This window comes from Sphingomonas prati, assembly GCF_014643515.1.
In the GTDB taxonomy this organism is placed as follows: Bacteria; Pseudomonadota; Alphaproteobacteria; order Sphingomonadales; family Sphingomonadaceae; genus Sphingomonas_R; species Sphingomonas_R prati.
This window is the reverse complement of the sequence record NZ_BMJP01000001.1, coordinates 338,030-349,750: the sequence shown is the minus strand read 5'-3', so window position 1 is coordinate 349,750 and position 11,721 is coordinate 338,030. Positions and strand designations below refer to the sequence as shown.

12 protein-coding genes are annotated in these 11,721 nt (G+C 68.3%); 3 read left to right on the top strand and 9 right to left on the bottom strand.

Annotation, left to right across the window (positions count from 1 at the left end):
• On the bottom strand, window positions 1–339 hold the full coding sequence (locus IEX50_RS01630) for a DUF2849 domain-containing protein (protein ID WP_157177209.1): 339 nt from the start codon (window positions 337–339) through the stop codon (window positions 1–3).
• A complete protein-coding gene (cobA, locus tag IEX50_RS01625) occupies window positions 336–1,127 on the bottom strand; it encodes a uroporphyrinogen-III C-methyltransferase (protein WP_157177396.1) in 792 nt (263 codons plus the stop codon). Before cobA ends, IEX50_RS01630 begins: the two co-directional genes overlap by 4 nt.
• Before the next feature lie 138 nt (window positions 1,128–1,265).
• On the opposite strand from cobA, the gene IEX50_RS01620 reads away from it, so the two are divergent.
• Window positions 1,266–1,682, top strand: a complete 417-nt coding sequence (locus IEX50_RS01620; RefSeq protein WP_157177208.1) for a hypothetical protein — start codon at window positions 1,266–1,268, stop codon at window positions 1,680–1,682.
• A gap of 62 nt (window positions 1,683–1,744) precedes the next feature.
• Here the strand turns inward: IEX50_RS01620 and IEX50_RS01615 are convergent, their stop codons facing one another.
• From IEX50_RS01615 to IEX50_RS01605, 3 genes are all read right to left on the bottom strand, one after another.
• Window positions 1,745–4,021: an ATP-dependent helicase gene (locus IEX50_RS01615; protein WP_157177207.1), complete on the bottom strand. Its 2,277-nt coding sequence runs from the start codon at window positions 4,019–4,021 to the stop codon at window positions 1,745–1,747.
• Between the two features lie 203 nt (window positions 4,022–4,224).
• Window positions 4,225–4,848, bottom strand: a complete 624-nt coding sequence (gene rsmD, locus IEX50_RS01610; protein WP_157177206.1) for a 16S rRNA (guanine(966)-N(2))-methyltransferase RsmD — start codon at window positions 4,846–4,848, stop codon at window positions 4,225–4,227.
• Between the two features lie 248 nt (window positions 4,849–5,096).
• Complete coding sequence (locus IEX50_RS01605) at window positions 5,097–5,936, bottom strand: pseudouridine synthase (RefSeq protein ID WP_229673574.1); 840 nt, start codon at window positions 5,934–5,936, stop codon at window positions 5,097–5,099.
• Between the two features lie 118 nt (window positions 5,937–6,054).
• On the opposite strand from IEX50_RS01605, the gene IEX50_RS01600 reads away from it, so the two are divergent.
• The gene (locus tag IEX50_RS01600) at window positions 6,055–6,471 is read left to right on the top strand and encodes a response regulator (RefSeq protein ID WP_157177205.1); all 417 of its coding nucleotides are present in this window, start codon (window positions 6,055–6,057) and stop codon (window positions 6,469–6,471) included.
• A 177-nt stretch (window positions 6,472–6,648) separates the two neighbouring features.
• Window positions 6,649–7,965 carry an AmpG family muropeptide MFS transporter gene (locus tag IEX50_RS01595; RefSeq protein WP_157177204.1) on the top strand — a complete coding sequence of 439 codons (1,317 nt, stop codon included), beginning with the start codon at window positions 6,649–6,651 and terminating at the stop codon, window positions 7,963–7,965.
• A 20-nt stretch (window positions 7,966–7,985) separates the two neighbouring features.
• Here the strand turns inward: IEX50_RS01595 and IEX50_RS01590 are convergent, their stop codons facing one another.
• From IEX50_RS01590 to trpA, 4 genes are all read right to left on the bottom strand, one after another.
• Window positions 7,986–8,429, bottom strand: coding sequence for a DUF6628 family protein (locus IEX50_RS01590; RefSeq protein ID WP_229673573.1), 444 nt, complete (start codon window positions 8,427–8,429; stop codon window positions 7,986–7,988).
• A gap of 87 nt (window positions 8,430–8,516) precedes the next feature.
• Window positions 8,517–9,845 carry a bifunctional folylpolyglutamate synthase/dihydrofolate synthase gene (locus IEX50_RS01585; RefSeq protein WP_157177203.1) on the bottom strand — a complete coding sequence of 443 codons (1,329 nt, stop codon included), beginning with the start codon at window positions 9,843–9,845 and terminating at the stop codon, window positions 8,517–8,519.
• Between the two features lie 119 nt (window positions 9,846–9,964).
• Window positions 9,965–10,816, bottom strand: coding sequence for an acetyl-CoA carboxylase, carboxyltransferase subunit beta (gene accD / locus IEX50_RS01580; protein WP_157177202.1), 852 nt, complete (start codon window positions 10,814–10,816; stop codon window positions 9,965–9,967).
• Window positions 10,813–11,637, bottom strand: a complete 825-nt coding sequence (gene trpA / locus IEX50_RS01575) for a tryptophan synthase subunit alpha (protein ID WP_157177201.1) — start codon at window positions 11,635–11,637, stop codon at window positions 10,813–10,815. The genes accD and trpA overlap by 4 nt, the downstream gene beginning before the upstream one ends.
• Window positions 11,638–11,721 lie beyond the last annotated feature (84 nt).

Here is an 11,721-nt window from a genome sequence, read left to right as displayed (position 1 = left end):
TCAGTTCGCCTTCACTTCGGACGGGGCGTCGGCGTTGTTCTCATGCTGCGCGGGCGTCTTCAGGATCGGAATTTCGGGATGGATGCCGAATGCGGGATGCACGGTCGGCCCGGCCGCACGGATGCGATCCTTGATGTGCGCCGGCATCGGCCCGTCCGCGGTCTGCGTCGCGTCGATCACGTAAGGAACGTTGACGCGCAGCGCCTTCTCCTCGGCCGCGGCGATCGCCGGCCCCGCGTCGCCCACATCGACCGCATCGAACAGGTGCAGCGACCAGCCGCTGCCGGTCCACCACGTCACGTCGCCCGATGCCAGGTCCTGGCCGGTCAAGATCTTCATGCGAACGCCTCCGCTGCTTGGGTTGCGATTTGGTGCAGCCGGTCCTGCGCGTCGGACAGCAGCACGACCTGACCCACCACGATGATCGCCGGGCTGGCGATCCGTTCACGCACCGTCATGTCGCCCAGGTCCGCCAGCAGCGTCCGCATCGCGCGCGATCCGGGCAGGGTGCCGCGTTCAAGCACCGCCACCGGCATGCCGGGCGAAACACCGTCCGCCATCAGCTTGTCCGCGATCGCGGTGGCGTTCGCCAGGCCCATGTAGATCACCAACGTGCGACCCTTGCCCGCCAGCCCGGCCCAGTTCTGGTCGGACAGCCCCTTGCACTGCCCCGCGACGAAGCTGACCGCCGACGACCAGTCGCGGTGCGTCAGCGGCAGCATCGCTTCCGCCGCACAACCCAGCGCCGCCGACACGCCGGGCACCACATCGACGCGCAAGCCGGCGGCACGGACGGCCTCGACCTCCTCGCCACCGCGCCCGAACACGAACGGGTCGCCGCCCTTCAACCGCACGACCACGCTGCCCGCACGGACATGCGCCACGATCAGGGCGTTGATCCCCTCCTGCGGCACCGTATGGCGGCTGCGCTGCTTGGCGACCGAGATACGCTGCGCCGATGCGGGCGCGTGATCGAGCACACGCGGATCGATCAGCCCGTCATGCACGACGACGTCGGCCGACCGCAGCGCCTCCACGGCGCGCAACGTCAGCAGATCCGGATCGCCCGGGCCGGCCCCTACCAGGATGACGCGTCCACGCGCCGCAGGATCGAGAAGATTTGCCATGACCGGCAGATGGGCCACCCGCGCCACCGCCACAATCTCCGATTGCTTGACGGGAGCAAAGCTGGGCTTCCGACCCCGCGGCCAGATGCGCTTTATCTCGCGCACCCTATATCGTCAGGAGGATCGGAGAATGCGGTGATGAAGAGGTTTTTGCTAAGCTGCGCCATGCTGGCCGCCATCGTGACGGCCCCCGTCGCCGCACGCGACCGCCAGACATTGGCCGAACGCGGGCAGGCGGAACTTGCCAAGGCCACCAAGGGTCTGGTCCGCGGCGAACCCGTCCGCTGCCTGCCGCTGTCGTCGGTCCAATCGACCCAGGTTATCACCGGTGTCGGTCTGCTCTACGACGTCGGCGGCGGCCGCAAATATCTCAACGCGCCGCAATCGGGCGCGAGCTGGCTCGACTGGAACGTGATCCCCGTATCGACCCTGTACGGCGGTTCGGCCTGCCGACTCGACGCGGTCCGCCTGATCGACCGCAACACGCGCATGCAGGGCGGCTTCGTGGTTCTGGATGATTTCGTGCCCTACATGCGACCTGATCGGGCGAAATAGGCGGGGAGGCGGGTCGGACCAGGTTTCAGGAATTCGTCACGAATCCAAACGCTAAGGCGTCCTCAAGCCGGCTGAATGAAGCTGTCCAGCACCCGCTTCCGCCCCGATAGCTCGAAGTCGATGTCCAGCTTGTTCCCGTCGATCGTCGCCACCGCCCCGTAGCCGAACTTGGTGTGGAACACTCGCATCCCCACGGCGATGTCCGCCCGCGGTTTCGCCGCAAAGCTGGTCGGCGAGGTGCGCGCCTCCACCACCCGCGCCGGCCGCAGATCGACCCCGGTCGCGGCCGCCCGCTGCCAGCCGGGGCCGCGACCTTCGCTGCGCCCGAGATGCGCGAACGGGTCTTGATGCTCCGACCACTGCGCGCGCCACAACGACTCGCCGCCCGACATCGTCGTTTCCTGATCGACATGGTCGGCGGGCAGCTCGCCCACGAAGCGCGACGGGATCGACGACGTCCACTGCCCGTAGATCCGCCGGTTCGCCGCGTGGAAGATGAAGCATTTCCGCCGCGCTCGGGTGATCGCGACATAGGCGAGCCGGCGCTCCTCCTCGACCGCCGCGGTCCCGCCTTCGTCCACCGCGCGCTGCGACGGGAACACGCCTTCCTCCCACCCGGCCAGGAACACGGTGTCGAACTCCAGCCCCTTGGCGGCGTGGATCGTCATGATCGTCACCTTCGCCTCGTCCGCGGCGGCATCGTTGTCCATCACCAGGCTGACATGCTCGAGGAACGCGGACAGCGTCTCATACTCCTCCATCGCACGCGCCAGCTCGGTCAGGTTCTCCAGTCGCCCGGCCGCCTCGGCGGAGCGATCCGCCTGCAGCATCGCGGTATAGCCGCTCTCGTCGAGCATCTGCCGCGCCAGTTCGGCATGGCCGAGCGAGCCCAGCCGGTCGCGCCAGCGCGCGATATCGCCGACCAGATTGCCCAGCGACTTGCGCGCCGCCCCGGTCAGCTCGTCCGTATCGAGCAGCCGCGCGGCGGCATAGGACAGCGGCAGCCCCTGCGCGCGTGCGACCATGTGGATCTTGGCCACCGCCTTGTCGCCCAGGCCGCGTTTCGGCACGTTGACGATCCGTTCGAACGCCAGGTCGTCCGCCGGCTGGCTGATCACGCGCAGATAGGCGAGTGCGTCGCGGATCTCGGCCCGTTCGTAGAAGCGGAACCCGCCGACGATCCGGTACGGCATGCCGATCGCGATGAAGCGGTCTTCCAGCTCGCGCGTCTGGAACTGTGCGCGCACCAGGATCGCGACCTGGTCTAGAGTGCCTCCCCCGCGCTGATGCCCCTCGATCTCCTCGGCGATGCGGCGCGCCTCCTCCGGCCCGTCCCACACGCCGACGACCTTGACCGGATCGCCCTGCGCCTCCTTCGTCCACAATGTCTTGCCCAGCCGGCCGCCATTATGCGCGATCACGCCCGATGCGGCGGCCAGGATGTGCGGCGTGGACCGGTAATTCTGTTCCAGCTTGATGATCGCCGCGCCCGGGAAATCCTTCCCGAACCGCAGGATGTTCTCGACCTGTGCACCGCGCCACGAATAGATCGACTGGTCGTCGTCCCCCACGCAGCACAGGTTGCGGCGCTCCTGCGCGATCAGTCGTAGCCAGAGATACTGGCTGCTGTTGGTGTCCTGATATTCGTCGACCAGCACATATTTGAAGCGCTGCTGATAAAGTGTCAGCACGTCGCGATGCGTCTTCAGGATGACGAGCATGTGGAGCAGCAGATCACCGAAATCGCACGCGTTCACGCCGCGCAGCCGCGCCTGATAGGCGGCGTACAGCTCCGCGCCGCGGCCGTTGGCGAACGCCTCCGACTCCGCGGCGTCGATATCGGCCGGCACCCAGCCCTTGTTCTTCCAGCGATCGATCAACCCGGCCAGCATCCGCGGAGTCCAGCGCTTCTCGTCGATCTCCGCCGCGACGATCAGCTGTTTCAGCAAGCGCAGCTGGTCGTCGGTGTCCAGGATCGTGAAATTGCTCTGCAACCCGACCAGCTCGGCATGACGGCGCAGCATCTTCGCCGCAATCGAGTGGAACGTGCCGAGCCACGGCATCCCCTCCACCGCATCGCCCAGGATCCGCCCGATCCGCTCGCGCATCTCGCGCGCCGCCTTGTTGGTGAACGTGACCGCCAGGATCTCCGACGGCCAGGCCCGCCGCGTCGCGACCAGATGCGCGAGTCGCGCGGTGAGCGCGGACGTCTTGCCGGTCCCCGCACCCGCCAGCACGAGCACCGGGCCCTCGGTCGTCAGCACCGCCTCCCGCTGCGGCGGGTTCAACCCGCGCAGATAGGCGGGATCGGCGGGCGAGGGAGAGAGCGGCTGGTTCACCCGCGAACAGGTAGGGAACGCGGGCCGCGGGGGCAAGTTTGTTGGGGGTGGGTGGGGACGAGCCGCAAACGAAGCCCCTCCCTTTCAAGGGAGGGGGTTGGGGGTGGGTACTACCTCTTCACCAGCGGGACAGCGAAGGCTTGCCGGTACCACCCACCCCCAGCCCGTCCCTTGAAAGGGAGGGGGGCTAATGGCGTCCGAGGTCAGTCCTCAGCTTCGTCTTCAACTGCGTCCTCCTCGTCGACCGCCTCAACCTTCGCCGCAACCGGAGCCTCATCACCCCCAACCCAGCGCAACAAGGTCAGCTTCGCCTTCCCGTGCACCCGGTCGGTATCCTGCTCGAACCCCTTCGCCGCCACGACCTCCGCCTTGCCGGTCTCGACCGACACCAGCGCACCCGGCGCGAACCAGCCCAGCCGCGCCAGCCGCTCAAGCAAAGCCCCGCCGCCGCCCGACAGATAGGGCGGGTCGATCAGCACCAGATCGTAACGCGATCCGTAGAGCGGCCCCAGCGCCTCGACGCCCTGGCCGCGGATGTCGGTCGTCCCCGGCGCGGCGAGCTTCGCGACATTCACTTTCAGCACGTCCAGCGCCTGCCGCTCGCGCTCCACGAACGTGGCATAGGCCGCTCCGCGCGACAGCGCCTCCAGCCCCAGCGCGCCTGTCCCGGCGAACAGGTCGAGCACGCGCACGCCTTCGAAACTGCCGAACCGGCTGGCGAGCATCGAGAACAACGCCTCGCGCGTCCGGTCCGACGTCGGCCGCGTGTCGTCCCCCTTGGGCGATACGATGGAACGGCCGCGCCAGCTGCCGGCGATGATGCGCATGGGTGTGATATCCGATGATGAATGCAACGAGGTGCGTCACGACACCCCCTAAACCGTTCGGTTCGAGCCTGTCGAGAACGGTGCGCCACCTCGCCCCGTTTGGTTCGAGCTTGTCGAGAACGCTAGCGACCTCAAAATCCGTTTGGTTCGAGCCTGTCGAGAACTTTGCGCAGAGTTCTCGACAAGCTCGAACAAAACGGGGTGGGGGATGGGCACACTCGGGGTGAGGGCAGGACCGAAACCGAAGGCTAATCCTTCAACGTCTTCCGAAACGCGACCAGATCATGCTGCTTGATCTCGTCTACATACCCCGCCGGCAGGTCGTCCAGCGGAAAAGGCCCATAGCTCGTCCGGATCAGCCGGCTGACCTGGAGTCCAAGAAACTCCAGCACGCGCCGGACCTCGCGGTTCTTGCCCTCGCGCAGGCGCATCTCGACCCAGCCGTTGCGGCCGGTGCGGCGTTCCAGGTTGGCGTCGATCGAACCGTAGCGGATGCCTTCGATCTCGATCCCGTGGATCAGTTCCTCGAGCTGCTTCTGGCTGATGTCGCCGAAGACGCGCGCGCGGTACGTCCGCTCGACACCCGTCGCGGGCAGTTCCAGCTGGCGCTTCAGCCCACCGTCGGTGGTCATCAGCAACAGCCCCTCGGTATTGAGATCGAGCCGCCCGACCGGCACCAGCCGCGGCAGACCCTCGGGCAGCTTGTCGTAGATCGTCGGCCGCCCCTTGGGGTCGCGCTCGGCGGTCAGCAGCCCTGCCGGCTTGTGATAGCGGAACAGCCGGGTCGGGGCGGGCGCGTTCACCTGCTTGCCGTCCACCGTCACGCCGTGGAGCGAGGTGAGGATCGTCGCGGGCGTCTCGATCGCCACGCCGTCGATTGCGATGCGCCGTTCGTCGATCATCCGTTCGATCTCGCGCCGCGACGCCACGCCGGCGCGCGCCAGCAGTTTCGCGATGCGTTGCGGGTCGCCCGCCTGCTTCTTCAGCGCGCGATCGGGTTCGCGCGCGGGCTTGGGCGGGGGCGGTGCGACGGGGGTTGCGGCGGGCGAAACGGGTGCCGCGGGGCCGGGGCGGCGGGGAGTACGCAAGGGTCAGGTCGTCCGATCTGGAAACGGGTATAAAAGCCGGAAATAAACCGGAACCGAAACATCCGCCAGACCGTCTGATCAACTTACGGCGGGACTCGTGTGGGGGCGTAACGGTCAAATGCTTTTCGGCAAGCGCAAACGCTCGATCCAGCGCATCCTGATCGTCGAGGACGAGCCGCTCGTCGCGTTCGACAACGAACATTTCCTGCGCGACGCCGGGTTCGACATCGTCGCGACCGTCGACCGCGTGGAGGAAGCGCTGCGGTTCATCGATACCGAGGGCCTGCACCTCGTGCTCGCCGACATCAGCCTGTCGGACGGCAGCGGCCTGGACGTCGCGCGAGCGGCGCGGGAGCACGGCGTACCGCTGCTGTTCGTCACGGGCCAGTGCCCGCCCGAGGCCCGCGACCTCGCGCTCGGCGTCCTGAACAAGCCGTACAACCACCGCGAACTGGTCGCCGCCATCGAGGCCGTCGATGCGAAAATGGCCGGCCGTACGATCAAGCGCCCACCGCCGGGGCTCGACCTGTTCTAGACCGGACGACGATATTGCAGGGCCGGCGCATCGCCGCCCGGGCGGCGATGCGGAGGGTGTGGAGGCCAGTAAGCAAATGCTTCGGGCCTCACGTCGCGAGGGCATCGGCTATCAACCAGACGGCGCGGCCGCCGAAATTCCAGTAGCCGATCGGGGGCGCGTCGTTATGGTCGCCTGATGACAGTAACCCCCCGCTTCGAAGGCCCGCTGGCCGCGATCCGTCCTTATCTGGAGGCGGGGCCGATCGCCGCCCTGTTCCTGGGCATGTCGTCGGGCTTTCCCTTCGCGATGATCGGCGCGACGCTGACCACGCGTCTGGCGCAGGACGGGATCGACAAGAAAAGCGTGACCGCGTTCACGCTGGCGTTTCTCGTCTACAATTTGAAACCGCTCTGGGCCTGGGTCGTCGACGGCGTCCGGCTGCCCATCATCGGTCGATTGGGACAGCGTGTTTCGTGGATGCTGCTGGCCGGCTTGCTGGTGATCGCCGCCGTCCTTAACCTGGCGGTGGTCGATCCGTCCGCCAGCCTGATCGCCACGGCGCAGGCGGCGGTGCTGCTGGGGTTCGCCGGCGCGACGTTCGACATCGTCATCGACGCGTACCGGATCGAGCTGCTCGAACCGCGTCAGCTGGGCGTCGGGGCGGGCATGTCGCAATATGGCTGGCGGATCGGGTCGGTGGCGGCCGGCGCGCTGGCGCTGGTGCTGGCCGCGCGGGTCGGCTGGCAGGTTGCCTACATGGCCTGCGCGGTGTTCGCGCTACCGGCAATGATCGTCGCGCTGACGATGGGCGAGCCGGACCGCCACCGCGAACCCGTCGGCAGGCGCGGTCTCACCGAACTCGGCCGATCGATCTGGGGGCCGTTCGCCGAGTTCCTGCGGCGGCCGGGCGCGGCACTGGTGCTGCTGTTCATCCTGATCCACAAGGTCGGCGATACGCTCGCCAACCTGACGTTCCGGTTGCTGTTCGAGGATCTGGGCTACACCAACGACGAGGTCGCGATCTACGATGTCGGCTTCGGTTTCTGGGCCTATCTGATCGGCATCTTCATCGGGGGGATCCTGTACGCCCGGCTAGGTCTCAAACGGTCCGTGCTGCTCAGCCTGGTGCTGATGGCGGTGTCGAACCTGTCCTTTGCGGGCCTTGCCGCGTCCGGCCACAGCAACTGGGCGATGGCCGGGGCGATCGGGTTCGAGAATATCGCGAGCGGGATCGGCGGGGTCACGGTCATCGCCTACTTCTCCGCGCTGTGCGACCTGCGCTTCACGGCTGCGCAATATGCGCTGATTTCCGCGGCGGCCAGCATCGTCGGGCGGCTGGCGACCGGCACGACCGCCGGGGGGCTGATCGAACGGTTCGGCTATGTCGACTTCTATGTGCTGACCACGGCGCTGGCGTTGCCGGGCGTGGTGCTGTTCTGGGTGATGATCCGGGCCGGCCTGGTCGACGCCTCGATCGGCAGTGCCGGCGCCGAAGAGGGGGATCCAGCCTGACCGGATGCTGAGCAGGGGGCTTATCCGACGCTCAACGGATGCCCCAGATCGCAGAACGACTCCGCCAGCGCCCGCGCAGTCTCGCCCGCCACATGGCAGTGCCGCACCCCGATATGCCGCGCCAGCCGGTCATGCCCGGCGCGCGGATCGCCGCCCGCCTCGGCGATCGCGGTCAGCAGGCCATGCTCGTCCGCTGTCGTGCGCGGGCAGCAGCAGGGCGCCACCATCAACGACCGTGCCGACACGCGCGACACCTCCGCCATCATCGCGCGCAGCAGCACCAGCGGCCGGCGGAAGCCATGCCCGAAATGGGTCAGCATCGCGTTGGCGGCATAGGCATCGTCGATCCCGCCCTGCGCCATCCGCCGGATCGCGAACAGCAGCAGCCGGTCCGCCGACGCCGCGGGCATCGCGTGTGGCAGCATCTTGGTGGCTTCGGAAATCTCACTGCGGGGGCCGGGCATGTCGCTGCACTCCATCAACGTCAGGAGCGCAACTAAGCATCGCCGCTATTGCAAGTCAATCGCATTAGCAGAGTCGACGATGCGATCTCAGTCGGGTGGTGTTCCGTTCGCGGCGAGCACGGTCCCGGCCAGATAGAGCGAGCCGAGCACCACGACATGCGGCGGCCGAGCCGGATCGGCCTCCGCGATCACCCGCCCGAACGCGGCGGCGATGTCGGGCTCGGCATCGGCCCGCACGCCGAGTCCCCGCACCGCGTCCGCCAACGCGACCGGATCATGCGTCGCGTGGCCCGGCACCGGCACCGCGATCAGCCGGTCCGACACACCCGCCAGTGGACCGAGCACGCCGTCCGCATCCTTGTTGGCAAGCAACCCGACGACCACCACCAGCGGCCGGCCATCCCCGCGCAGCGCCGCCAAATGTGGCGCGATCGCCATCGCCGCCGCGGGATTATGCGCCCCGTCGATATGCAGGTCCGCGCCCGCGGGTAGCCGATCGAACAGCGCTCCGCGATCGATCCGCTGCATCCGCGCCGGCCACGAAGCACGCGGCCCGGCCGCAACGAGCGCCGCGTCCGGTACCGCGATCCGCCGCTGATGCCGCAGCATCGCCACCGCCAGCGCCAGATTGGCCGCCTGATGCGCCCCGTCCAACGCGGGCGGCTCCAGCAGCAATGTGCCGTGAGTATCGGTGTAGCAAACGCCGTCCGCCTCCGCTGCGAAGAACCACTCGTCGCCAGCCCGCAACAGATCCGCCCCGGCCGACCGAGCCGCCCCGGCGACACGCTCAGCCGGCCCCGCCGCATAGGCCATCGTCACCAGCGGCACGCCGGCCCGCGCGATCCCGGCCTTTTCCGCCGCGATATCCTCGATCCGGTCGCCCAGGAACGCCTGGTGATCCACCCCCAGCTGCGCGATCCCGCACGCCGCCGGGGCCGCCAGCACGTTGGTCGCATCGAGCCGCCCGCCGAGCCCGACCTCGACGATGCACGCATCCGCCGGCACCCGCGCGAACGCCAGGAACGCCGCCGCGGTCGTGACCTCGAAGAAGCTCGGCGAAATGTCGCCTGCAATATTGAGCACCTCGGCCAGCAACGCGGCGAGCAGCGCATCGTCGATCAGCGTGCCGGCCAGCCGGATCCGCTCGTTGAACCGCACCAGATGCGGGCTCGTATAGACATGCGCGGTCAGCCCCGCGCCCTCGATCGTCGCGCGCAGGAACGCGCAGGTCGATCCCTTGCCGTTCGTCCCCGCGACATGCAGCACTGGCGGCATCCTGAGCTGCGGATCGCCCAGCCGTGCGAGCAGTGCGGAAATTCGCTCCAGCCCGAGGATGTCCGCGCCCGGAGACAGCGACGCCAACCGATCGAGCTGCGCCTGCACCGCAGGATCGGACGAGATTGCGTGATCGGCCATCGGTTACGCTCCGGAAACGCGTCGGTTCCCCGGCGCCAAGCCGGGGCCTAGGTGAAACGCTCTTCCCCAGGCCCCGGCCTCCGCCGGGGAACGATATGCTGCTTGAAGGAAGCTGGCCCTCAGGCCGCCTCATCCACGCAAAGATACCCGATCAACCGCGCCAGTTCCTCGCGCAGCTTGTGGCGGTGAACCACCATGTCGAGCATTCCGTGGTCGAGCAGATATTCCGCGCGCTGGAACCCTTCGGGCAGCTTCTCGCGGATCGTCGATTCGATCACCCGCTGCCCCGCGAAACCGATCAGCGCGCCCGGTTCGGCCAGCTGTACGTCGCCCAGCATCGCGTAGGATGCCGTGACACCACCCGTCGTCGGGTCGGTCATCACGACGATATAGGGCAGCCCCGCCTCGTGCAGCATCGCGATCGCGACGGTCGTCTTGGGCATCTGCATCAGCGACAGGATGCCCTCCTGCATCCGCGCGCCGCCGGCCGCGGTGAAGATGATGTAGGGGCAACGGTCCTTGATCGCCGCCTCCACGCCGGCCAGAAACGCGGCACCGACGCCGAGCCCCATCGATCCGCCCATGAACGCGAAATCCTGCACGCCGACGACCGCGCGGCGGCCCTCGATCGTGCCGCGCGCGTTCATCAGCGCGTCGGTTTCGCCGGTCGCGGTGCGCGCCGCACGGATCCGGTCGACATAGCGCTTGGTATCGCGGAACTTCAGCGGATCCTCGCGCACCGTCGGGATCGGCAGCGGCGTGTAGAGCCCGCCGTCGAACAGCGCATCGAACCGCTCGTCCGGCCCGATCCGGCCATGATGGTCGCATTTCGGACAGACCGACTGGTTCTCCTCGAACTCCTTCTTGAACACCATCTGCCCGCAGGACGGGCATTTGTGCCAGAGTTCCTCGTCCGTCTCGCGCTTGACGACGAACGGCAGCGACTGGCGGACGCGGTCGATCCAGCTCATGCGATGGCCTCCTGGCGGGCGGTGCGGACGGCGGCGGACAGCCCGCCGACATAGTCCATGATCGCGGCGGCCGGGTCGTGCCCGCCGGCATAGGCCGCGGCGATGGCCTCGACGATCGCGGAACCGACCACGACGCCGTCGGCGGTCCGCGCGATCGCTGCGGCCTGTTCCGGCGTACGGACGCCGAACCCGACCGCCACGGGCAGGTCGGTCGCTGCCTTCAACCGCGCGACGGCCGCATCGATCGATGCGGACGCCGCCTGCTGCTTGCCGGTGATCCCCGCGACCGAGACATAGTAAAGGAAGCCCGACGCGTTCGCGAGCACCGCGGGCAGCCGCACGTCATCGGTGGTCGGCGTCGCCAGCCGGACCAGATCGATCCCGGCCGCACGCAGCGGCAGGCCGAGTGCTGCATCCTCTTCCGGCGGCACGTCGACGCAGATCACGCCGTCCACGCCTACATCGCGGCACCGGTCCGCGAACCATTCCGGCCCGCGCCGCACCATCGGGTTGGCATAGCCCATCAACACCAGCGGCACGTCCGGATGCCGCGCGCGGAACCCGCGCACGATCTCGAACAGCGCGGCGGTCGTGGTACGGCTCCCCAGCGCGCGCAGGTTGGCGAGCTGGATCGCCGGGCCGTCCGCCATCGGATCGGTGAACGGCATGCCGAGTTCGATCACGTCCGCGCCGGCGGCGACGAGCGCATCGAGGATCGCCGGCGTCGCGGCCGGGGCAGGGTCCCCGCCCGTGACGAAACACACGAGCGCGGCTCGGTTCTGCGCGGCGCACGCCGCGAAGGTAGTGGCGAGGCGGGTCATGCGCGGATGCCCTTGCGACACACGCTGCGTACCCCCGCGAAGGCGGGGGTCCAGGTCGGAGCGTGGAACTGGATCCCCGCCTCC